Genomic DNA, 23,293 nt, shown 5'->3' on the forward strand with positions numbered 1-23,293 from the left:
TCATGCCGAAGGAGAGAGCCGGCCGAGCCACGATGAAGGATGTGGCGGCGCTCGCCGGGGTATCGGCGAAGACGGTCTCCAACGTGCTGACGGGCACTGCCGCGGTCCGGCCGCAGACGCAGCAGCGCGTGGAGTCGGCGATGCGCGAGCTCGACTTCGTGCCGAACCTCAGCGCCCGGGGCCTGCGGAACGGCCGCTCCGGTGTGATCGCCATCGCGCTCCCCGACCTCGCGACGGCGTTCTCCGCTGAGATGCTGCATCACCTCGTCGACGCGGCTCACCAGCGCGGCTACGCGGTCCAGATCGAGGAGACCGCGCTCGAGCCGGAGCGTGAGCGCGACCTCGTCTCGCGGGCGCGTCAGCATCTCGTCGACGGTGTCGTGCTCAACCCGATCCGCATCGAGGACAGCGTCGTCGATCGCGACGAACGGCTGCCGCCTGTCGTGCTGATCGGCGAGGTCGAGCAGCACGTCACCGACCGGGTGCTCGTCGACAGCCGGGGTGGCGCGCGCGATGCCGTGGCTCACCTCGTGGCGCGCGGGGCGCGGCGGATCGCCGCGATCGGCGGCGACGATCAGCCCGAGCTCGCCACGGCGACCAGTCGCCTGCGCCTCGCGGGCGTGCGCGACGGGCTCGCCGCGGCCGGGCTCGAGCACGACCGCCGCCGGGAGGTCAACCTGCTGCCCTGGAACATGGAGGCGGGCGCGCTGGGCGTGCGGACACTGCTCGATCGCGGGGTCGAGGTCGACGCCCTCCTCTGCTTCACCGACTCGATCGCCGTCGGCGCGCTGCACGAACTGGCGCGTGCGGGCATCCGGGTGCCGGAGGACGTGCTCGTGTGCGGCTTCGACGACATCGAGCAGTCGCGCTTCACGACACCGCAGCTGACGACCGTGTCCTTCGACCGGAACGAGTTCGCGCGTGCGACGATCGCGCTCCTCGAGGAGCGCATCGCGGCGCGCGACGTTCCGGTGCGAGCGGTGGCGATCGAGCACCGGGTGGTCGCTCGAGCGAGCACGGACGCGGTGCCGCGAGGCGTATCGCCCGGCCGCTGACCGTCGGCATCGACGACATCCGGATTTTCCTTGCGCATTGATTACATCGATGTAAAAGTATGAGGGTCCCTGGTTGTCACGATGTCGTGCCGTCACAAAGGAGTGACCGATGGCCCCACCCATAGAACTCAGCAGACGGCGATTCCTCACGGGAGCCGCAGCCCTCGCCGGAACCGCCTTCCTCGCCTCGTGCGCCGGTCTCCCCGGCGGCACGGGCGCCCGCACCCTCCAGTTCTGGCACCTGCTCTCCGGTGCCGACGGCGTGACGATGTCCGGGCTCATCGACGGCGTGAACGCGGCGCAGTCCGACTATCGCGTGCGTCCGACCGTGCTCGCCTGGGGTGAGCCGTACTACACCAAGCTCGCGATGGCGGCCGCGGGCGGGCGGGCGCCGGACGTCTCGGTCATGCACGCCTCGCGCGTCGTCGGCTATGCGCCGGGCGGGCTGCTCGACACGTGGGACACCGCGCGCCTGGCCGACCTCGGCGTCGACGCGAGCACCTTCACCGACGCGATCTGGCGCAAGGGCTTCATCAACGACGACCTCTACAGCGTCGCGCTCGACGCGCACCCGTTCATCCTGATGTACAACACCGACATCTGCGCCGAGGCGGGTGTGCTCGACAGCGACGGCAAGCTGCCGCCGATCACCTCGCCCGAGGACTTCCTCGAGCTCGGGCGAGCCGTGGCGGCCGTGTCGGAGTCTCACGGGCTGTCCTTCGGCTATCTCGGCGACGGCGCGCAGATGTGGCGCCTCTTCTACACGCTTTACACGCAGCACGGGCTAGAGATCGAGCTTCCCGAGGGCGGCAAGGCGGAGATCGACGAGGATGCCGCGGTCGCGGCGCTGACCTTCATGCAGCAGCTCCTCGACGACGAGATCGCGTCGCGCAGCGCCGACTACCAGAGCGCGATCGCCGAGTTCGCCACCGGGCGCAGCGGGCTCTTCCTCACCGGTGTCTGGGAGCTGCGCTCGATGCAGCAGCAGAACCTGCCGATCGACGCCGCGATCATCCCGCCCGTGTTCGGCACCCCGTCGGTCTACGCCGACTCGCACTCGTTCACCCTGCCGCACCAGAGCGCGCCCGACGAGGAGACCCGCGACCTCGTCTACCGCTTCGTCGCCGACATCCTGAAGGGGTCGTTCGACTGGGCCGGGGCCGGCCACATCCCCGCGTATCTTCCCGTGACGCAGTCGCCCGCCTACGCCGATCTGCTGCCGCAGGCGCACTACGCCGAGGCCGCCGAGCTCGTCCGGTACGACCCGCCGGCCTGGTTCACTGGCTCGGGCTCACGCTTCCAGGCCGACTTCGGCGCCGCGGTGCAGAACGTCCTGCTGCAGGGCGCCGATCCGGCCGCCGCGGTCTCCCGCTTCCGCGCGGGCGTCGACCTGCGCCTGCAGACGCCGAACCCCGCCGCACCGGACGGAGCCCGCGCATGACCCTCGACACCGGATCCGGCCGCGCCGGACTCGCCGACACCGCCGCGACGCGCACGATCGTCACCGGCGACCGCGCGGGGCGACGCCGGCACGCCGGCGACCGCGGCGAGCAGCGCATCGCCTGGACCTTCCTCGCGCCGTTCCTCGCCGCCTTCCTGCTCTTCCTCGTCTGGCCGCTCCTGCACGGGCTCTATCTGAGCTTCACCGATCAGTCGCTGACGGGCGCCGGCGGATCGTTCATCGGCATCGCGAACTACGTCGAAGCGCTCGGCGACCCCGTCATGTGGCGATCGCTCGGCAACACCGCCTGGTTCACGGTGCTCTCGACCGTGCCGCTGGTCGTCCTCGCCCTGGTCATGGCTCTGCTCGTGCAGCGCGGACTGCCCGGACAGTGGCTCTGGCGGCTGTCGTTCTTCATGCCCTATCTGCTCGCCTCCACGGTGATCTCGCAGATCTGGGTGTGGATCTTCAACCCGCAGATCGGCGCGGCCAACGGCATCCTGGAGGCGTTCGGTCTCGAGCCGATCGCGTGGCTGCAGAACCCCGACACCAACATGCTCGCGATCGTCGTCGCGACGGTGTGGTGGACGATCGGCTTCAACTTCCTGCTCTACCTCGCGGCCCTCCAGAACATCCCCGAGACGCAGTACGAAGCGGCGTCCATCGACGGCGCGGGGGAGTGGCGCAAGCTCTTCTCGATCACGATCCCGCAGCTGGGCCAGGTCACCGTGCTCATCGTCATCCTGCAGGTGCTGGCGTCGCTGAAGCTGTTCGACCAGGCGTACCAGATGCTCGGAGGAATCGCGAGCGAGACCACCCGCTCGATCGTCCAGTACATCTACGAGTCCGGCTTCGTCGGGTACCGCTTCGGCTACTCGGCGGCGATCTCGTACGTCTTCTTCGCCGTGATCGTGCTGATCGGCGTCATCCAGGCCCTCGCCACCCGTCGCCGGAAGGAGCACTCATGAGCGCCGCCACCGCCAGCTCCACGGCCACGCGCGCCGTCGTCGCCCCGGGGGTCGCCCCCGATCCGCGGAGCCGCAAACCCGGTCAGCGCCGGTTGAGCGCGCTCAACATCGTCGCGTTCGTCGCCCTCGCCCTCCTGGCGATCGGGTGGCTGCTGCCGTTCCTCTGGGCGGTCGCGACCGCCTTCAAGACCGAGACGGATGCCGCCTCCGGCGCCGGCGGCTGGATCGGCGAGAGCGGGCCCACGACGGAGGCCTTCACTTCGATCCTCTCGCAGGGCAACGTGTGGGTCTGGGCCGGCAACAGCCTCTGGACCTCCGCCGTGATCACCCTGCTCACCGTCGCGATCTCGGCCGTGGCCGCGTACGCGTTCTCACGGCTCGAGTTCCGCGGCAAGAAGTTCCTCTACGGCGCGGTCATCGCCTCGATCGTCATTCCGCCGCAGGTGCTGATCATCCCGCTGTTCTACGAGATGCTCGCCTTCAACCTCGTCGACACCCCGTGGGGCCTGATCCTGCCGCAGGTCGTCGCGCCGGCGATGGTGTTCATCCTCAAGAAGTTCTTCGACCAGGTGCCCATCGAGCTCGAGGATGCCGCGCGGGTCGACGGCGCCGGACGCTTCCGGGTGTTCTGGTCGATCGTGCTGCCGCTGTCGCGGCCCATCCTCGGTGCCGTCGCGATCTTCGTGTTCATCGGCGCGTGGAACAACTTCCTCTGGCCGTTCCTCATCATCAACGACACGACCCTCATGACCCTGCCGGTGGGACTCCAGACCGTGATCAGCGCCTACGGCGTGCAGTACGCGCAGGTCATGGCTCAGGCCGTCCTCGCCTCGGTGCCGCTGATCATCGTCTTCCTGGTGTTCCAGAAGCAGATCGTCCGCGGCGTCGCCACGACCGGCTTCGGCGGTCAGTGACCGGCGCCGCCCGGCACGCGTCGTCCGCATCCCCTCACCCCGAAAGAACAGGAGCATCATGCCCCGCGCCCGCATCGTCCTCGATCGCGACTTCACCGTGGCCGACGTGCCGCGCCGCCTCTTCGGCTCGTTCGTCGAGCACATGGGCCGCTGCGTCTACACCGGCATCTACGAGCCGGGTCACCCGCAGGCCGACGAACGCGGCTTCCGTCGCGACGTCCTCTCGCTCGTGAAGGAGCTGGGCGCCACCGTGATCCGCTACCCCGGCGGCAACTTCGTCTCGGGCTACAACTGGGAGGACGGCGTCGGGCCGGTCGCCGACCGTCCGCACCGGCTCGACGGCGCCTGGCACACGGTCGAGACCAACGCGTTCGGGCTCCACGAGTTCGTCGACTGGGCGCGCGAGGCCGAGGTCGAGGTCATGGAGGCGGTCAACCTCGGCACGCGCGGTGTCGACGAGGCCCGCGCGCTCGTCGAGTACGCGAACCACGCCGGCGGCACGTACTGGTCGGACCTGCGTCGCCGCAACGGGGCCGCAGCACCCTTCGACATCCGCCTCTGGTGCCTCGGCAACGAGCTCGACGGCCCGTGGCAGATCGGCCACAAGACCGCGCACGAGTACGGCCGGCTCGCGCAGGAGACGGCGAAGGCGATGCGCCTGGTCGACCCCGACATCGAGCTCGTGGCGGTGGGATCGTCGAACCGGCAGATGCCGACCTTCGGCTCGTGGGAGCACACGGTCCTCACGCACGCGTACGACGAGGTCGACTACATCTCGATGCACGCCTACTACCAGGAGGACGGCGGGGACGCGGCATCCTTCCTCGCCGAGGCCGTCGACATGGACGCCTTCATCGACGGCGTCGTCTCGACGATCGACGCGGTCAAGGCTGCGGGCAAGCATCGCAAGCAGGTCGACATCTCGTTCGACGAGTGGAACGTCTGGTACCAGCGGGGCCTCGACACCGAGGACCAGCCGCACATCGTCTCGGCGGCGAAGGAGTGGCGCGCCCACCCGCGCCTCATCGAGGACACCTACAACGTCACCGACGCCGTCGTGGTCGGGACCTTCCTGCACAGCCTGCTGCGCCACGGCGACCGCGTGCGCATCGCCAACCAGGCGCAGCTGGTCAACGTGATCGCACCCATCCGCTCGGAGGAGGGCGGACCGGCCTGGCGGCAGTCGATCTTCTGGCCGTTCGCCCGCATGTCGCAGCTGGCGCAGGGGCGCGTGCTGCGGCTCGCGATCGACTCCGATCAGACGCCGACGGCGAAGTTCGGCGACGTGGATGTCGTCGACGCGGCCGCGACGTGGGACGAGGCGACCGGCCGCGTCGCACTGTTCGTCGCCAATCGCTCGCTCGAGTCCGAGACCGAGGTGTCGCTCGAGCTGCGCGGACTCGGGGCGTCGGGCGTCGTCTCGGCCGAGGTGCTGACGGTGCCCGAGGGCGGCGACCGGCGGTCGGCCAACACCGAGCACGACCAGGATGCCGTCGGCCTCGTGCCCCTGCGCGGCGTCGGACTCGACGAGGGCACGCTGCGGGCGACCCTGCCCGCGCTGTCGTGGGCGGTGATCGTGCTCGACACCGCCCGCGCCTGACCGCGCGTCGCGTACGTCGGAGAATCGCGCGTACGTCGGACGGATCCCGCGAGATCCTCCGATGTTCGCGCGATTCTCCGTTCCTGCGCGCGGGGCGGCGGGCGCGGAGTTGTGGAAGGCGCACAACGGATGCGGGTGGGGGCATGGGGCATCCGATAGCGTCGGCCCTCGTGAACGTGTGGCTCCGGACCCTGCTGACGATCTGGCGAGCGAAGCGACAGCTGCGCAGGAACGGCCCGCGGCCGCTTATGGCGGTCGGCCGGGTGAAGCTCCGGACGCTGCCCACCGACATCGATCTGCTCGGGCACATGAACAACGGGCGGTACGCCTCGCTGTTCGACCTCGGCCGGTTCGACCTGCTGGTGCGCAACGGCATCTGGGACACCTTCCAGGAGAAGGGCTGGTACGGCGTCGTCGCGAGCAGCACGATCACCTTCCGGAAGTCGCTGAACCTCTGGCAGCGCTTCACGATCGAGACGCGCCTGCACGGACACGACGACAAGTCGGTGTACATGGTGCATCGTGCGGTCGTCCGCGGCGAGGTCTACGCCGAGATGCTGGTGCGTTCGCGGTTCCTGCGTCGCACGGGCGGCATCGTGCCGCTCGACGAGCTGTTCGCGGTGCTCGGCCGGCGCGACGATCTGCCCGAGCTCGAGCCGTGGATGACCGAGTGGGCTGCGGCGACCGCTCTGCCGTCGACGCGTGCCGAGGCGCCCAGCGTCTGGGAGTGATCCCCGGGCGAGGCGCCGCCCTTCGAGAGCGCTTGCGACATAGGCTGACGGCATGTCCGACACCGTTTCGTCCGGCACCACCCCGCCGGGCTTCCCCGCCGACGATTCCCTCGCCCATCAGGCGGTGGACCTGGCCCAGAAATGGGTGCACACGTCGGCCGATTTCCCCGCGGATGCCGCAGCGCAGCGCCTCGCGGGAGTCCTTCGCGACCCGAACGGCCTGCCGTTCACGATCGGTTTCGTCGACGGGGTCATGCGCCCCGAGAGCGTGACCGCCGCCGCGACCCGACTGCACCACGTCGCCCCGCTGGTCCCGGAGTTCCTGCCCTGGTATCTCCGCGGTGCCGTGCGCATCGGCGGCGCCGTGGCCCCCGTGCTGCCGACCCCGGTCGTGCCGATCGCGCGCACGGCACTGCGCGAGATGGTCGGGCACCTGGTCGTCGACGCGCGACCGCACAAGCTCGGCCCCGCCATCGCCCGCATCCGCGAGTCCGGAGCCCGCCTCAACCTCAATCTCCTCGGCGAGGCGGTGCTCGGCGAGGAAGAAGCACGCCGCCGGCTCGAAGGCATCCACGAGCTGATCCGCCGGCCCGACGTCGACTACGTCTCGGTGAAGGTCTCGGCGATCGTCAGCCGCATCTCGATGTGGGCGTTCGACGAGGTCGTCGCCGATGTCGTCGAGCGGCTGCTGCCGCTCTACCTGAGCGCGGCTGAGGACGGCACCTTCATCAACCTCGACATGGAGGAGTACCGCGACCTCGATCTCACGATCGCCGTCTTCACCCGCATCCTCGAAGATGAGCGGCTGCGGGGGCTCGAGGCCGGGATCGTGCTGCAGGCCTATCTGCCCGACGCCGCCGACGCCCTCGACGAGCTGACCGCCTGGGCGCAGGCCCGCGTCGCGGCCGGTGGAAGCCGCATCAAGGTGCGGCTGGTCAAGGGCGCGAACCTCGCGATGGAGCGCGTGGACGCCACGATCCACGGCTGGCCGCTGGCGACCCACGCGAGCAAGCTCGACGCCGACGCGATGTACCTGCGATGCCTCGACCGTGCCCTGCGCCCCGAGCGGAGCGCCGCGGTGCGGCTCGGCGTCGCCGGGCACAACCTCTTCGACATCGCCTACGCCTGGCTGCTCGCCGGCGAGCGCGGTGTGCGCGATGACATCGAGATCGAGATGCTCCTCGGCATGGCGCAGGGTCAGGTCGCCGCGGTCACGGCCGACGTGGGCCACGTGCTGCTGTACGTCCCGGTCGTCCGCCCCGACGAGTTCGACGTCGCCATCAGCTACCTCGTGCGGCGGCTCGAGGAGAACGCCTCGAGCGAGAACTTCCTCTCGGCGGCGTTCGACCTCGCGACCGAGGCGAGCCTGTTCGAGCGCGAACGCGACCGGTTCCTCGCCTCCCTCGAGCGCGCGGCCGACCCGGCTCTGCCCAGCGGGCCGAACCGCACGCAGGACCGCACGATGTCGTTGCGGCCCATCGCGCCGCAACGCATCACGCGCGACCCCGCCGAGGGCGACGACGGGCTGACGCAGGCGGTGCTCGGCATCGCCGACGCCGCGGGCCGGTCCGACGAGACCACGGCTCTGGGCGAGCCCGACGATGTCCTGTTCGGCGGTGAGCACTTCGTCGAGACCGCCGTCTACGCCCCGCGCGAGACGCGCCGGGCCCCGGCGCTCGGAGCGCCCGGGTTCGCCAACACTCCCGACTCCGACCCCGCGCTCGCCGTCAACCGGGAGTGGGCCCGCGGCATCCTGTCGCGGATCGAGGGCAGCACGGCCGGTGACGAGACGATCGCCGCCGCCCGGGTCGATGACGCGGGAGAGCTCGATGGAATCGTGGCGCGTGTGGGATCGGCGGCATCCGCCTGGGGCTCGATGGCCGCGGCCGACCGCAGTGCGGTGCTGCTCGCCGCCTCGCGCGCACTCGAATCACGTCGGGCCGAGCTCATCGAGGTCGCCGCATCCGAGACCGGCAAGGTGCTGGCCGAAGCCGACGTCGAGGTCAGCGAAGCGGTCGACTTCGCCGCCTATTACGCCGCGACGGCGCGCGAGCTCGATCGGGTCAGCGGCGCCGTCTTCGAGCCGGCGTCGGTCACGGTGGTCGCTCCGCCGTGGAACTTCCCGCTCGCCATCCCCGCCGGCGGCGTGCTCGCGGCCCTCGCCGCCGGATCGGGCGTCGTCTTCAAGCCCGCTCCGCAGGCCCGTCGCTGTGCGGCGGTCGTCGCCGAGGCGCTGTGGGATGCCGGGGTGCCCCGCGATCTCCTCGCGCTCGTGGACATCGACGAGGGCGATCTCGGCCGCCGGCTCATCACCCACCCGTCGGTCGACCGCGTCATCCTCACCGGCTCGTGGGAGACGGCGGCGCTGTTCCGGTCGTGGCGGCCCGAGCTGCCGCTGCTTGCCGAGACCAGCGGCAAGAACGCGATCATCGTCATGCCCTCCGCCGACCTCGATCTGGCGGCGTCCGACCTGATCAAGAGCGCCTTCGGTCATGCGGGTCAGAAGTGCTCCGCCGCGTCGCTCGCGATCCTGGTGGGGCCGGTCGGGCGGTCGAAGCGGTTCGCGCGTCAACTCGTCGACGCCACGCGGTCGCTGCGGGTCGGACCGCCCACCGATCCCCGCAGCGAGGTCGGGCCCGTGATCGAGCCGCCGCAGGGCAAGCTCGAATGGGCTCTCACCTCACTCGAGGAGGGTGAGCGCTGGCTCGTCGAGCCTCGTCCCCTCGATTTCGGTGACGCGACCGCTGGGCGCTTCTGGTCTCCGGGCGTGAAGGTGGGGGTGAGCGCCGGGTCGCGCACGCACCTCGAGGAGTTCTTCGGACCCGTGCTCGGCGTCATGCACGCGCGCACTCTCGACGAGGCGATCGAACTGCAGAACGCGGTCGCCTACGGTTTGACCGCGGGCCTGCACACCCAGGACGCCGCCGACCTGGCGACCTGGCTCGACCGGGTCGAGGCCGGCAACCTCTACGTCAACCGCGGCATCACGGGGGCCATCGTCCAGCGTCAGCCCTTCGGCGGCTGGAAGCGGTCGTCGGTGGGCGCAGGCACGAAGGCCGGCGGACCGAACTACCTCGTCGGGCTCGGTTCCTGGCGTGCGTCGAACGGCTCGGCATCCAGCACGCTGCATCTGCGCGGTCTCGACTCGCGCATCACGACCATCATCGAGTCGGCCCAGCCCACCCTCGACTACGAATCGTTCGAATGGCTGCGGCGCGGCGCGCTCTCGGATGCCGTCGCCTGGGACCGCGAGTTCGGCCAGGTGCGCGACGTGTCCGGCCTCGGCGTCGAGCGGAACCTGTTCCGGTATCGCCCGGTCGACGTGGCGGTGCGAGCGTCGTCGGACGCGACCTGGCAGGCGGTGCTCCGCGTGCTCGTCGCGGGCGTGCGGGCCGGATCGGCCGTGACGCTGAGCTCGCCGGTCGGTCTTCCCGCCGACGTGCGGCGGGCGCTCGGCGAGGTCGACATCGCGGTCTCGGTCGAGACCGACGGCGAATGGCTGCAGCGCATCGCCGCCCCCGAGCGTCGACCGGGACGCATCCGCCTGGTCGGCTCGCGTGAGACGGTGGCCGAGCTGCGGACGGCCATCGCGGCAGCGACCGAGGGAGACCCGGATGTCGCCGTCTACGCCGACGAGGTCACGACCGCGGCGCGGATCGAGCTGCTGCCCTTCGTGCACGAGCAGTCCATCACGATCACCGCGCACCGTTTCGGCAATCCCGACGACTGGTCCGAGGCGGTCATCTGACGTGCGGCCGCGGTGCCGTCTCGGTAGCGTGGCGGGATGACGGATGACGCAGCCGCTGCACCCACGCTGATCCTCGCCCGCCTGTCGGTCGAGCGCGAGTCGCTCCTCGGTGCCCTGTTCATCGGGCTCGGGGCGGTGGCGCTCGCGATCACCGTCATCGCGCTGGCGCTCTCGCCGGGGCTCAACCTGCCCGTGCTCGTTGGTGTCGGCGCGGGAACGGTGCTGCTCGTCCACGGCATCCTGCGCCGCTCGGCCGCCGCCCGTGCCGCGGCCGCCCTCGACCGGCTCGAGTCCGCTCCGGCCTCCGTCTCTCGCCGAGCCGAGCCGAGCTGAGCTGAGCTGAGCGCTGCTCGGCGCCTCAGACGAACGCGGCGAGTACGGAGTCGACGTGGGCGTCGAGCGACGCGGCCGCCGGCTCGGGGTCGAGGCCGAGGAGGCGTCGACGGTGCGGTTCGCCGAGCAGGGCACCGAACAGATGCTCGGCGCGACGGTCGTCGCCGTCCAGGTGGGCCGCGAGGTAACGCTGCGCCGCGATCGGGCCGGCGTCGTAGAACGCACGCGAGACCGCGGGGTCGTCGAGCGCGACCGCGACGGCCGCGCGGTGCAGGCCGATCGCACGGTCGGCGAACAGCGCCGTCGCGATGAGTGTGCAGGCGTGCCGGAGGTCGCGGGCCGCGACATCGAGGTAGCCGTGCACATCGGTCACCGCGGCGCCCAGCAGCGCCGACTTGTCACCGATGCGTTCGTAGATCGTGCGTTTGGTCACGCCCGCCTGCTGCGCGATCGCGTCGAGCGAGGCGGCGTGGAAGCCGACCTCGACGAAGACGTCTGCCGCCATCGCGACGATGCGGGCGTCGCGCGCGGCCTGTTCATGGGCGGGCGGGCGGCCTCGGCGTCGATCTCCGGTCGAGGGCATGAAGACAGGCTAGCAGAATGATACGGTGGCGTTTCATTAAGGAGGCGCCATGGACGAGATCGTCTGCCACATCGCGATCGCCGATGACTGGGGCATGAGCCGCAAGTTCGGCGAGTACGAGGTCGCGACGCGGGGCGTGCCGTGGGAACCGGGCGAGTACATCCGGGCCTGCGACCCCGCCGACGTCGCCGACGTCGTCGCAACCGTCTACGCCGACGTGCGGCTGCCGCTCCTGCGGATCGACTGCAGCGTCGCGGGCCTCGCGCGCCACGGCGTCGAGGTGACGCGCGTCGACGGGCGGCCCCGCATCCACGGGCCGATTCCCATGAACCCGGATGCCGTCGTCGGCGAGCGTCCGCTCACGGCCTGAGGTCGCCTCGGGTCGTGAGCGGCGTGCGCCGGATCAGGCGTCGATGCCGACCGAGTGCGACAGGCGTGCGCGCTCGTCGCCCGAGAGCTCGAGGTGCACGGCCTTCGCGCTGTCGGCGATCGACGCGGCGCGGCGCGCTCCCGGAATCGGGATGACGGTGTCGCTGAGCCCCAGCTCCCACGCGAGCACGACCTGCTGCGGGCTCACGTCGTGGGCGCGGGCGACCTCGCCGAAGACCGCGAAGCGATCACCGATCGACCGTGCGCCACCGCCCGTTCCGCCCAGGGGGCTCCACGGGAGGAATGCGATGCCGCGGTCGGCGCAGTAGCGCAGCTCGTCGTAGCTGCCCGGATGCCGCGGCGAGAACTCGTTCTGCACGCTCGCGAGGTTGCCCTCGCCGAGCACCTGTTGGGCGATCTCGATCTCCTCGACGCTGGCGTTGGAGATGCCGATCGCGCGGATCTTGCCCTCCTGCTGCAAGGTCTTGAAGTTCTCCATGACCTCGCCGTAGACCATCCAGCGGTCGGGGCGGTGGTACTGGTAGACGTCGATCACGTCGACCCGGAGTGCTCGGAGCGAGGCCTCGACCGCCTTCCGGAGGTAGTCGAGCGAGCCGTCCCGGCCCCACTTCTCGCCGTCGCTGCGGGTGATGCCGCCCTTCGTCGCCACCACGATCTGAGAGCGGTCGCCGCCCCACGTGGCCAGGGCCTCGGCCATGATCTCCTCGTTGTGCCCCATCGTGTCCCAGCTCGGGGCGTAGATGTCGGCGGTGTCGAGCAGGGTGATGCCCGCGTCGAGCGCGGCGTGCACCGTCGCGACGGCATCCTTCCGGTCGGGGATCTGCTTGTCGTTGTTCATCGAGACGGGCATCCCGCCCAGGCCGATGGCCGAGACGGTGAACGGTCCGAGGGTGCGCTGCTGCATGGGTCTCCTTCGACGATTCGCGGTGGTGTGGCTCCAGCCTGTCAGGCGCGACGACGAACGGGCAGGACCTTGCGCAATCGGGTCAGGGGGCTACCGCGGGTCGTCGTCGCAGTCCTCAGCGGCGCCAGATCGTGCCGGGGGAGAATGGATGCCGGCCGCGCGGCGACCCGCCGCCGCGTGCGCGACCGCCGAAGCCAGGAGTCCGAATGACGATCGCCGACCACCACCCGACGCCGGACGCGAACGACGAGGACCGCGCGAAGCGCGCTCTCGCGGGAGCGCCGCCGCTCCTGCCGGTCATGGTCGCGACGGGCGAGGGAGCGTGGGTGACCGACGTCGAGGGGCGCCGATACCTCGACCTGACCGCCGATCCGGCGCTCACCTTCGGGCACCGCCATCCCGCTCTGCTCGCCGTCGCCACCGAGCAGCTGGGCCGATTGACCAGCACGGGCACCGTCGTCGCCGACGACCGCGCCGACGGATTCGCCGACGCGCTGGCTGCGCTGCTGGGGGCTGAGGCGGTGCTGCCGGCCACCACCGGGCGGGACGCACTGCGAGCAGCCGTCGATGCCACGCTCGCCGCGGGGGAACGGACGGCCGTCGTCGTCGCTGCCGGCTCGCATCCCGATCTCACGGCAGCGGGCGCCGTCGTGGTGCCCTTCGGCGAGATCGATGCGCTCGTCGCGGCGCTCGACGACACCGTCGCCGCCGTCGTCCTCGAGCCCGTGCAGGCCGCGGCGGGGGTGGTCGGCGCGCCCGCGGGATACCTGGAAGCCGCACGGCAGGCGACCGCCGATCGCGGGATCGCCCTGATCCTCGACGAGACGCGCAGCGGCCTCGGCAGGCTCGGCGACACCGTCGCGCTCGCCGGGACGGGAGCGGCGCCCGACCTCCGTGTGATCGGCCCGGCGCTCGGCGGCGGCATCGTCCCCGTCGCCGCCGTCGTCGGGAGTCGCACGCTGCTCGGTGAGGCCGCCGACCCGGCATCCGCGTCTCCGCTCGCGAGCGCCATCGCGCACCGCGTGGTCGAGATGCTCGAGGCGGGCGAGGTGCAGAACCGGGCCCGTGCTCTCGCCGAACATCTCGCCGGACGCATTGAGGCCCTCGTCGGGGCGGGCGCGGTGGCCGTCCGGACCGCGGGGGTCTGGGCGGGCGTCGACGTCGACCCGACCGTCGTCACCGCAGCCGAGGTCGCCCGGCGCCTCGTCGCGCGCGGCGTCCTCGTCGATGTCGTCGGCGACGCGACGATCGTGCTGGTTCCGCCGCTGGTCATCCGGGCGACCGAGCTCGACTGGGCGATCGAGCAGCTGCGCGTCGTGCTCGCGGCCTGATCCCGCCGCGGCGCGATACATCTGCAGGACCGGTGCGGCTGGTGTCTGGTCCAGCCGACGCCGTGACGACATCAGCCCCACCAGTCCGACGGATGTATCGCTCAGCCGCGCGCCGGATGTCAACACGGCGGGGGAAACAGGTCGGGAAATACTGACGCAACACAGCCCGGATTAGGCTCGCATCCATGGGTGACCTCTTCGACGGATACGGCTCGACGCTGACGCCGCGCAAGACCGTATCGGGGGTGCCGCCGTACGACGAGATGTTCGAGGTCTCGGGCACGATGCCCGCCCCCGGCAGCTCGCGCGCGGCGTACCGCGAGCTGTATCAGGCGCTCGCGCAGATGACCCAGGAGGAGCTCCGCGGCCGCACCGAATCGCTCGCGAGCTCGTACCTCGCGCAGGGCGTCACGTTCGACTTCGCGGGGGAGGAGCGCCCCTTCCCGCTCGATGCCGTTCCCCGCGTCATCGACTACGACGAGTGGTCGCACGTCGAGTCGGGCGTGAAGCAGCGCGTGCGTGCGCTGGAGGCCTTCCTCGACGACGCCTACGGACACCAGTTCTGCGTCCGCGACGGCGTGCTGCCCGCGAAGCTCATCGCCTCGTCGCAGTACTACTACCGTCAGGCGGCCGGCATCCGCTCCGCCAACGGCGTGCGCATCCAGGTCTCGGGCATCGACCTCATCCGCGACGAGCACGGCGAGATGCGCGTGCTCGAGGACAACGTGCGCGTCCCCTCGGGGGTCAGCTACGTCATCTCGAACCGCCGCGTCATGGCGCAGACCCTGCCCGAGCTGTTCGTCTCGATGCGGGTCCGACCCGTCGGCGACTACCCGAACAAGCTCCTCCAGGCCCTGCGCGCCTCAGCACCTCCCGGAGTCGACGACCCCAACGTCGTCGTGCTGACGCCGGGCGTCTACAACTCCGCGTACTTCGAGCACACGCTGCTCGCGCGTCTCATGGGCGTCGAGCTCGTCGAAGGCCGCGACCTGGTCTGCTCGGGCGGCAAGGTGTTCATGCGCACGACCCGGGGTCCGCAGCGCGTCGACGTCATCTACCGCCGAGTCGACGACGACTTCCTCGACCCGCTGCAGTTCCGTGCCGACTCCATGCTCGGCGCCCCGGGCCTCATGCTCGCCGCACGCCTGGGCAACGTCACGATCGCCAACGCCGTGGGCAACGGCGTCGCCGACGACAAGCTGCTCTACACCTACGTGCCCGACCTCATCCGGTACTACCTCGCGGAGGAGCCCATCCTCAAGAACGTCGACACCTGGCGGCTCGAGGACCCGGGCGCGCTCGAAGAGGTGCTCGACCGGCTCGACGAGCTCGTCGTGAAGCCCGTCGACGGGTCGGGCGGCAAAGGACTCGTCGTGGGCCCGGACGCTTCGCCCGCCGAGCTCGAGAAGCTGCGCAAGAAGCTGCTGGCCGATCCGCGCGGGTGGATCGCGCAGCCCGTCGTCATGCTCTCGACGATCCCCACGCTCGTCGAGGACGGCATGCGCCCCCGCCACGCCGACCTGCGCCCGTTCGCGGTCAACAACGGCGAAGAGGTGTGGGTGCTGCCGGGCGGCCTCACGCGCGTCGCGCTGCCGGAGGGGCAGCTCGTCGTCAACTCCAGTCAGGGCGGCGGATCGAAGGACACGTGGGTCGTCGGCGGTGACGCGCCGCGCACGGTCGAGTACAGCCAGGGCAACCTCGCCGGCCTCGTCGCCGATCAGGCGTCGACGCAGGCGATCCCGATCATCTACGACGAGCAGGACGAGCCGGCCCATTCGCCGCAGGACCACCCCGGCGGCCTGAGCGAGCAGCAGGAGCAGCAGCAGCAGACCGGAGGTGCGACGTGCTGAGCCGCATCGCCGAGAGCCTCTTCTGGATCGGACGCTACATCGAGCGGAGCGACGGCACCGCCCGCATCCTCGACGTCCACCTGCAGCTGCTGCTCGAGGACCCCTGGATCGACGAGGACACCGCCTGCCGGTCGCTCCTGTCGGTCATGGGGTCGTTCCCGCCCGAGGGGCTCGATACCGTCACCCGTCAGGACGTGCTGACCCGGCTCGCGGTCGACCGCACCAATCCGTCGAGCATCGCCTACTCGCTGCAGTCGGCGCGCGAGAACGCCCGCCGCGCCCGCGAGATCGTCTCCACCGAGCTGTGGGAGACCCTCAACACCACCTATTCGCGGATGCCGCGGCGACTCAACGCCGAGAAGGTGCACGAGTTCTTCCACTGGGTGCGAGAGCGCGCGGCGCTCGCCGTCGGGGTCACCGACTCGTCGACGAGTCGCGACGAGGCCTGGCAGTTCTTCACGCTGGGCCGCTCGATCGAGCGCACCGACATGACCGCGCGGCTGCTCGCGACCCGCTCGCTGACGGAGGAGTCCGGCCCCTCGTGGACGACGATCCTCCGCTCCTGCGGTGCGTACGAGGCGTACCTGCGCACGTATCGCGGGATGCCGAGCGCGCGCAACGCGGCGGAGTTCCTGTTGCTCGACCGTCTCTTCCCGCGTTCGATCATCCACTCGATCCAACGTGCCGAGGAGTGCATGAGCGCGATCGACCCCGTCGCCGACCGGGTGGGGCACTCCAATGCGGTGCTGCGGGCCCTCGGCCGTATCCGCAACGACCTCGAGTACCGGCCGCTCGGCGAGATCCTCTCCGAGCTGCCCGAGCACATGGACAACGTGCAGAAGGTGACCCGCGAGGCCTCCGAAGCGATCCGCGGTCGATTCTTCCCCACGGCGGCGGAACCGAACTGGATCGGAGAGACCTCGTGAAGCGTCTGCGCATCGAGCACGCGACCGGATTCACCTATCCCGGCGACGTCGCCGCGTCGTACAACGAGGCGCGGATGCTGCCGGGCTCGACCGACAGCCAGTTCGTGCTGAGTTCGCAGCTCGACATCGACCCGACGACGGCCGTCAACCACTACGTGGACTACTTCGGCACCCGGGTCGCCGCGTTCGACGTGCTCGCCGCGCATCACGCGCTGTCGATCACGGCCCGCTCGCTGGTCGAGGTTCGGCCGCGCCCCATCGAGCACCGGCAGATCTCGTGGGAGGAGCTCGCCGCGGAGACGGAGCGCTCGATCCACACGGTCGAGCAGCTCGGGCAGACGGCGCGCACGGCGCCGCATCCGGAGGTGGTGGCGCTGGCGCGCGAGATCGCGGCGTCGCACGACGAGCCGGGGCCGGCGGCCCACGCGATCGCGATCGCGATCGGGGATGCCGTCGAGTACATGCCCGGCGTCACCGGGGTGCACTCCACCGCCGCGGAGTCGTGGCCCCAGCGCACGGGCGTGTGCCAGGACATCGCGCACATCACGCTCGGCGCTCTGCGGAGCGTCGGCATCCCGGCGCGATACGTCTCGGGCTATCTGCATCCCGATCCCGACGCTCAGGTCGGCGTGCCGGTGACGGGCGAGTCGCACGCGTGGATCGAGTGGTTCGCCGGTGACTGGCAGGGCTTCGACCCCACTAACAACGTCGAGATCAGCGACCGGCACGTGCTGGTCGGGCGGGGCCGAGACTACAACGACGTCCCGCCGCTGCGCGGGGTCTTCGCGGGCCCGTACAAAAGCGCCCTGCACGTCACGGTGACGATCACCCGCGAGGCGTGACCTCCGCGGCATCCGCTTCGACCGGTTCGCGGCGGGCGCCCCGGCCGAGGGATGCCGTCGCCGCGAGGCCCAGCACGAGGAAGCCCGCCGCGGCGAAGCTCGCGGCCCGTGTGCCGTCCGAGAGGGCAGCCTTCGCGTCGGTCGCGACGTCGGCGGTCTGCGGCGAGGCCTCGAGGCCCGCGATCGCGCCGCCCGCGCTCTCGACGACCGCGCTGACGACCTGATCGCGCTGCTCGGCGGGTATGCCGCGATCGTCGAGCTTGGCGGTGAGGGCGCCGGAGGTCGTCGAGAACAGGATGGTCCCGAGGATCGCGATGCCGAGCGCGGCGCCGAGCTGGCGTGCGGTGGACTGGGTTCCGGACGCCTGCCCTCCCTCGGCGACGGGGACATCGGCGAGGACGACGCCGGTGAGCTGCGCCGTCGCGAGGCCGACGCCGATCCCGTAGACGAACAGCGCCGGGACGAGCGGGCCCCACGTCGCATCGGGGGCGATGACGAGGGCCACGCCGACGACGCCGACGATCTCGGCGGCCAGGCCCGCGCGAACGATCCAGACCGGCGAGACCTTGCCCGACAGGGCGCCGGCGAGCCCGCTGGCGACGAACGAGCCCGCGGCCAGGGCGAGCAGCACGAGGCCCGTCTGGACCGCCTCAAATCCGAGCGCGAACTGCAGCCACAGGGGAAGGGCCAGGATGATGCCGAACTCGCCGAGCGCGACGACGAGGGCGGCGAGATTGCCGTTGCGGAACGACGGGATGCCGAAGAGCCCGAAGGCCAGAAGAGTGGGCTTGCCGACCCGGCGACGGCGCACGCCCCAGGCGATGAAGACCGCGATCGTCACGGCTGAGGCGGCGAACGCGATCGGGACCGGGGAGAGGTCCCACGGCCACGACGCACCGAAGAGCGCGGGCCGCTGGTCGACCGTCCACCAGCCGTAGGTGCGTCCCTCGATGAGGCCGAACACCAGGGTGCCCATGGCGATGACCGACAGGACGGCTCCGATGACGTCGACTCCGACGGCCCCGCCGCGGGACTCGTCGACCGTCAGCAGGACGCCCACGACGATGAGGATGCCGAGGGGGATGTTGATGCCGAAGGCCCAGTGCCACGAGAACGTCGTGGTCAGCCAGCCGCCGAGCAGCGGCCCGACGGCGGCCATGCCGCCGATCGTCGAGCCCCAGACGGCGAAGGCGATGCCGCGCTCGCGGCCGCGGAACGTCGCGTTCAGGAGCGAGAGGGTGGTCGGGAGGATCATCGCGCCGCCGACGCCCTGAACGAAGCGGGCGAGGATGAGCAGGTCACCGCTCGACGCGAGCGCCGCGCCGACCGAGGCCAGCGCGAAGACGACGACGCCGGTCAGCAGCATCCGTCGTCGACCCACCCGATCGGCGACGCTGCCGAAGACGAGCAGCAGGGAGGCGAACACGAGGGTGTACGCCTCCTGGACCCACTGCACCTGAGTGGAGGTGATGCCGAGGTCGTCGACGATCGAGGGGACGGCGACGTTGACGATCGTCGAGTCCACGATGATGAGTGCGACGGCGATGCTGATGAAGACGAGTCCCGCCCACCGGCGGCGTGCCGAAGTTTCCATGATTGCTAGAATAGCTAGCAAAATTGCGGACACAAGATGAGGTTCGCGCAGCGCGAAAACGGCCGGTCCCGCGGGGAACCGGCCGTCTCGATGGAGAAGTGGATCAGGCGGGCGGGTCGCCCGGGTCGAGGGTCTTCAGCATGTCCTCTTCGGCGGCGTTGTCGGCCGTGAGCTCGTCCTCGGTGGTCTCGTCGCCGCCTCGGGGCGCGTCATCGGTGATCGACTGCTCGGCGCTGGGATCGTCGAGGTGACGGTCGCCGGTGGGCTCTTCGGAGGGGATCGCGCTGTCGCCGGCGCCGCCGGCCGGGGTGTCGTGGCTGCTCATGGCCGCGACGTTACGCGCGCGGTCGCCGCGCGCGGCACCCCTTGACACGCGATCCGGCCGTGGTGCCGATACATCCGTCGGATCGGCGTGGCAGGAGTGGTGTCGGCGGCCGCCTGAGGCCACTCCCGCACCGCCGGTCCGGCGAATGTATCGCGAACGGGCTCCGCGGCTAGGCGCGGGGCTCGTAGCGACGCGGCGCGTGCGTGCGGGCGACGAGGTCACGCAGCGCCTCGAGCGAGCCCGAGACGAACCCCGCGGCGCGGGCCTGCACCAGGACGTTGCCGAGGGCCGTCGCCTCGACGGGGCCGGCGAGCACCGGCACCCCGGCGCGGTCGGCCGTGCGCTGGCACAGCAGCTCGTTGAGCGCCCCGCCGCCGACGATGTGGATCGTCCGTACATCGACGTGGCCGAGGCGCGCGGCATCGGCCACGGCGTCGGCGAACGCCTGCGCGAGCGACTCGACGATCGACCGGGTGTACTCCGCGCGGGTGCGCGGCGGCGCGACGTCGTGCTCGGCGCACCAGGCGTCGATGCGCGAGGTCATCTCGCCGGGCGCGAGGAAACGCGGGTCGTTGACGTCGAAGACGACGCCGTCGGCCTCGCGTGCGGCGTCGAGCAGGGTCGGCAGATCGATGCGGTGTCCCTCGCGGCGCTCCCACTGCCGCACGGCCTCGCTCAGGACCCACAGGCCCATGACGTTGTGCAGCAGGCGCACGCGGCCGTCGACGCCGCCCTCGTTCGTGAAGTTCGCCTCGAGAGCGGCGCGGGTCAGCACGAGGTGGTCGACCTCGACGCCCACGAGACCCCATGTGCCGCACGAGATGTAGGCCGCGGCATCCGGCTGCATCGGCACGGCGACGACGGCCGAGGCGGTGTCGTGCGATCCGACGGCAGTCACGGGCGTGTCGCTCGGCGCCCCGATCGACGCTGCGACGTCCGCACGCAGCGGGCCCAGCCGATCGCCCGGCGCGATGAGCGGAGGGAGGATGCCGCGGGGGATGCCGAGCGCCGAGACGAGGGCGCCGTCCCACGAGGCCTGCAGCACCCGCAGGAGTCCGGTCGTCGACGCGTTGGTCTGCTCTGCACGGGCTTCGCCGGTCAGCCAGTACCCGACGAGGTCGGGTACGAGGAGGGCGGTGTCGGCGAACGCCAGCACCTCCAGGTCCTCAGCGGCGAGCTGGTACAGCGTGTTGAACGGCAGGAACTGCAGGCCGTTCCGCTCGAAGAGCTCGGCGTGCGGAAAGCGCGCGTGCACGCTCTCGACCCCGCGGGCGGTGCGCTCGTCGCGATAGTGGAACGGTTCGCCCAGCATCCGCCCGCCGCGCAGCAACGCGTAGTCGACGGCCCACGAGTCGACCCCGATCGAGGCTATCTCGGGCGTCGCGCGGAAGGCCTCGCGCAGACCGCCCAGCACCGATCCGTACATCCCCACGAGGTTCCAGTGGAGGCCGTCGCCCGCGTGCACAGGATCGTTGGCGAACCGCGCCACCGTCTCGGTGCGGAGCGTGTCAGCCCCCACATGCCCGACGATGACCCGCCCGCTGGTGGCCCCGAGGTCAACCGCCACCACATTCCCTGATGCGCTCACGCGCGGCATCCTTCCCGCAAGTGCACAGCCTGTCGCCGAGTGCACGACCTTGGAGCGTGCGGATGCCGTGCACTCGGCGCGAAGCCGTGCATTCGAATGCCTGCCCTCATCGGAGGAAGGCGGCGGCGACGCCGGAGTCCACGGGGATGTGCAGGCCGGTCGTGCGGGAAAGCTCGGGCCCGGTCAGGACGTAGACGGCGTCGGCGACGTTCTCGGGGACGACCTCGCGCTTGAGGATCGTGCGGTTGGCGTAGAACTGGCCGAGGTCCTCCTCGTTAACGCCGTAGGTGGCGGCGCGGTTGGCACCCCAGCCGGAGGCGAAGATGCCCGAGCCGCGCACGACGCCGTCGGGGTTGATGCCGTTCACGCGCACGCCGTGTTCGCCGAGCTCGACCGCGAGCAGCCGCACCTGGTGGGCCTGGTCGGCCTTCGTCGCCGAGTACGCGATGTTGTTGGGCCCGGCGAAGACGGAGTTCTTCGAGGAGATGTAGATGACGTCGCCGCCGAGCTTCTGCTCGATGAGCGCCTTCGCCGCGGCCTTGGAGACGAGGAACGAGCCCTTGGCCATGACGTCGTGCTGAAGGTCCCAGTCCTTCTCGGTGGTCTCCAGCAGCGGCTTCGACAGCGACAGGCCGGCGTTGTTGACGACGAGGTCGATGCCGCCGAACGCCAGCAGCGTCGCGTCGATCGCGGCCTGCACGCCGTCGGCGTCGGCGACGTTGGCTGCGACGCCGATCGCGACGTCGGTGCCGCCGAGCTCGGCCGCCGCCGCTTGCGCCTTCTCGAGGTCGAGGTCGGCGACGACGACGCACGCGCCCTCGGCCGCGAGTCGGGTGGCGATGGCCTTGCCGATGCCGGATGCTGCGCCCGTGACGAACGCGATACGACCCTGGTGGGTCTTCGGCTTCGGCATCCGCTGCAGCTTCGCCTCCTCGAGCGCCCAGTACTCGATGCGGAACTTCTCGGCGTCGGAGATGGGGGCGTAGGTCGAGAGCGCCTCGGCGCCGCGCATGACGTTGATCGCGTTGACGTAGAACTCACCCGCAACGCGGGCGGTCTGCTTGTTCGCGCCGTACGAGAACATGCCCACACCCGGAACCAGCACGATGAGCGGGTCGGCGCCGCGGATCGCCGGCGAGTCCGCGTCGGCGTGAGCGTCGTAGTACGCCTGGTAGTCGGCGCGGTACTCGGCGTGCAGCTCGTGCAGACGGGCGATCTGCGCCTCGATCGTTGCCGTCGCGGGAACGTCGAGGATGAGGGGCTTGACCTTCGTGCGCAGGAAGTGGTCGGGGCAGCTCGTGCCGAGAGCGGCGAGAGCGGGTGCCTTCTCGGATGCCAGGAAGTGGAGCACGACGCCGGTGTCGCTGTAATGACCGACCATCGGCTTGTCGGTCGAGGCGATGCCGCGGATCGTGGGGGCCAGGGCCGCGGCGCGGGCGCGGCGCTCCGTCTCGGGCAGCGCCTCGAACCCGGCCCGCACGCCGCCGAACGGGTCGGCCGCGCCGTGCTCGTCGATGTAGGCCTGTGCGGTCTCGATGATCCAGCGGCTGTTCGCCTCGGCCTCATCCGAGGTGTCGCCCCACGCCGTGATGCCGTGCCCGCCGAGGATGCACCCGATCGCCTGCGGGTTCTGCGCCTTGATCTCGGCGATGTCGAGGCCGAGCTGGAAGCCGGGTCGCCGCCACGGCACCCACACGACCTTCTCGCCGAAGATCTTCGCCGTCAGCTCTTCGCCGTCCGCGGCGGTCGCGATCGCGATGCCGGCGTCGGGGTGCAGGTGGTCGACGTGCGCGGCATCCACCAGCCCGTGCATCGCGGTGTCGATCGAGGGAGCCGCCCCGCCCTTGCCGTGCAGGCAGTAGTCGAACGCGGCGACCATCTCGTCCTCGCGCTCGACGCCGGGGTAGACGTTCACCAGCGCCCGCATCCGGTCGAGGCGCAGCACCGCGAGCCCCGACTCGGTCAGCGTGCCGAGGTCACCGCCCGATCCCTTGACCCACAGCAGCTCGACGGGCTCACCGGTGACGGGGTCGATGTCGGTGCCCTTGGCGGAGGTGTTGCCCCCGGCGTAGTTGGTGTTCTTCGGGTCGGAGCCCAGGCGGTTGCTGCGCGCGATGAGGTCGGCGGCTGCGGCGGAGGTCATGGCTTTCCTTCGGGGTAGGGAGGGGAG

The 23,293-nt window shown here is 70.9% G+C and carries 19 protein-coding genes; 13 read left to right on the forward strand and 6 right to left on the reverse strand.

Going from position 1 to position 23,293, the window contains the following annotated elements; translation table 11 throughout:
• Positions 1-2 precede the first annotated feature (2 nt).
• From P6897_RS02525 to P6897_RS02560, 8 genes are all read left to right on the forward strand, one after another.
• Positions 3-1,055 (forward strand): LacI family DNA-binding transcriptional regulator, encoded by a 1,053-nt coding sequence (locus tag P6897_RS02525; RefSeq protein WP_114589098.1) that lies wholly within the window; start codon positions 3-5, stop codon positions 1,053-1,055.
• A 109-nt stretch (positions 1,056-1,164) separates the two neighbouring features.
• Positions 1,165-2,496, forward strand: coding sequence for an extracellular solute-binding protein (locus P6897_RS02530; protein WP_274178290.1), 1,332 nt, complete (start codon positions 1,165-1,167; stop codon positions 2,494-2,496).
• Positions 2,493-3,464, forward strand: coding sequence for a sugar ABC transporter permease (locus tag P6897_RS02535; protein WP_274178291.1), 972 nt, complete (start codon positions 2,493-2,495; stop codon positions 3,462-3,464). The genes P6897_RS02530 and P6897_RS02535 overlap by 4 nt, the downstream gene beginning before the upstream one ends.
• Positions 3,461-4,378 carry a carbohydrate ABC transporter permease gene (locus tag P6897_RS02540; protein ID WP_274178292.1) on the forward strand — a complete coding sequence of 306 codons (918 nt, stop codon included), beginning with the start codon at positions 3,461-3,463 and terminating at the stop codon, positions 4,376-4,378. Before P6897_RS02535 ends, P6897_RS02540 begins: the two co-directional genes overlap by 4 nt.
• A 58-nt stretch (positions 4,379-4,436) precedes the next feature.
• Positions 4,437-5,978 (forward strand): alpha-N-arabinofuranosidase, encoded by a 1,542-nt coding sequence (locus P6897_RS02545; protein ID WP_282501995.1) that lies wholly within the window; start codon positions 4,437-4,439, stop codon positions 5,976-5,978.
• 170 nt (positions 5,979-6,148) lie between these two features.
• The gene (locus P6897_RS02550; protein WP_112616269.1) at positions 6,149-6,709 is read left to right on the forward strand and encodes an acyl-CoA thioesterase; all 561 of its coding nucleotides are present in this window, start codon (positions 6,149-6,151) and stop codon (positions 6,707-6,709) included.
• Between the two features lie 52 nt (positions 6,710-6,761).
• Positions 6,762-10,457 carry a proline dehydrogenase family protein gene (locus P6897_RS02555; protein ID WP_274178293.1) on the forward strand — a complete coding sequence of 1,232 codons (3,696 nt, stop codon included), beginning with the start codon at positions 6,762-6,764 and terminating at the stop codon, positions 10,455-10,457.
• Between the two features lie 36 nt (positions 10,458-10,493).
• Complete coding sequence (locus P6897_RS02560; protein WP_114589103.1) at positions 10,494-10,790, forward strand: hypothetical protein; 297 nt, start codon at positions 10,494-10,496, stop codon at positions 10,788-10,790.
• Positions 10,791-10,815: 25 nt separating this feature from the next.
• On the opposite strand, the gene P6897_RS02565 is transcribed toward P6897_RS02560, so the two are convergent.
• Entirely contained in the window at positions 10,816-11,373 is a 558-nt protein-coding gene (locus tag P6897_RS02565) for a TetR/AcrR family transcriptional regulator (RefSeq protein WP_282501997.1), read from the reverse strand.
• A 49-nt stretch (positions 11,374-11,422) separates the two neighbouring features.
• Between P6897_RS02565 and P6897_RS02570 the strand changes: the two genes are divergently transcribed.
• Positions 11,423-11,743 carry a hypothetical protein gene (locus P6897_RS02570; RefSeq protein ID WP_274178296.1) on the forward strand — a complete coding sequence of 107 codons (321 nt, stop codon included), beginning with the start codon at positions 11,423-11,425 and terminating at the stop codon, positions 11,741-11,743.
• A gap of 33 nt (positions 11,744-11,776) precedes the next feature.
• On the opposite strand, the gene P6897_RS02575 is transcribed toward P6897_RS02570, so the two are convergent.
• The gene (locus P6897_RS02575; protein ID WP_282501998.1) at positions 11,777-12,667 is read right to left on the reverse strand and encodes an aldo/keto reductase; all 891 of its coding nucleotides are present in this window, start codon (positions 12,665-12,667) and stop codon (positions 11,777-11,779) included.
• A gap of 206 nt (positions 12,668-12,873) precedes the next feature.
• Here P6897_RS02575 and P6897_RS02580 point away from each other — a divergent pair, with 206 nt between their 5' ends.
• From P6897_RS02580 to P6897_RS02595, 4 genes are all read left to right on the forward strand, one after another.
• Positions 12,874-13,998 (forward strand): aminotransferase class III-fold pyridoxal phosphate-dependent enzyme, encoded by a 1,125-nt coding sequence (locus P6897_RS02580; protein WP_274178298.1) that lies wholly within the window; start codon positions 12,874-12,876, stop codon positions 13,996-13,998.
• A gap of 185 nt (positions 13,999-14,183) precedes the next feature.
• Positions 14,184-15,848 (forward strand): circularly permuted type 2 ATP-grasp protein, encoded by a 1,665-nt coding sequence (locus P6897_RS02585; protein ID WP_112616283.1) that lies wholly within the window; start codon positions 14,184-14,186, stop codon positions 15,846-15,848.
• The gene (locus P6897_RS02590) at positions 15,842-16,774 is read left to right on the forward strand and encodes an alpha-E domain-containing protein (protein ID WP_112616285.1); all 933 of its coding nucleotides are present in this window, start codon (positions 15,842-15,844) and stop codon (positions 16,772-16,774) included. The genes P6897_RS02585 and P6897_RS02590 overlap by 7 nt, the downstream gene beginning before the upstream one ends.
• A complete protein-coding gene (locus tag P6897_RS02595) occupies positions 16,771-17,616 on the forward strand; it encodes a transglutaminase family protein (RefSeq protein ID WP_112616287.1) in 846 nt (281 codons plus the stop codon). Before P6897_RS02590 ends, P6897_RS02595 begins: the two co-directional genes overlap by 4 nt.
• On the opposite strand, the gene P6897_RS02600 is transcribed toward P6897_RS02595, so the two are convergent.
• The 4 genes from P6897_RS02600 to P6897_RS02615 all read right to left on the reverse strand — a co-directional run bounded on the left by P6897_RS02600 (position 17,600) and on the right by P6897_RS02615 (position 23,266).
• Positions 17,600-19,210, reverse strand: a complete 1,611-nt coding sequence (locus P6897_RS02600) for a DHA2 family efflux MFS transporter permease subunit (protein ID WP_274178300.1) — start codon at positions 19,208-19,210, stop codon at positions 17,600-17,602. The two genes, P6897_RS02595 and P6897_RS02600, sit on opposite strands and share 17 nt — an antisense overlap.
• Positions 19,211-19,313: 103 nt before the next feature.
• Positions 19,314-19,535, reverse strand: coding sequence for a hypothetical protein (locus P6897_RS02605; RefSeq protein ID WP_112616291.1), 222 nt, complete (start codon positions 19,533-19,535; stop codon positions 19,314-19,316).
• Between the two features lie 169 nt (positions 19,536-19,704).
• The gene (locus P6897_RS02610) at positions 19,705-21,123 is read right to left on the reverse strand and encodes a rhamnulokinase family protein (protein WP_274178301.1); all 1,419 of its coding nucleotides are present in this window, start codon (positions 21,121-21,123) and stop codon (positions 19,705-19,707) included.
• A 106-nt stretch (positions 21,124-21,229) separates the two neighbouring features.
• Entirely contained in the window at positions 21,230-23,266 is a 2,037-nt protein-coding gene (locus P6897_RS02615; RefSeq protein WP_282501999.1) for a bifunctional aldolase/short-chain dehydrogenase, read from the reverse strand.
• Positions 23,267-23,293 lie beyond the last annotated feature (27 nt).

This window comes from Microbacterium sp. BDGP8 (assembly GCF_029991045.1).
GTDB classification, from domain to species: domain Bacteria; phylum Actinomycetota; class Actinomycetes; order Actinomycetales; family Microbacteriaceae; genus Microbacterium; species Microbacterium plantarum.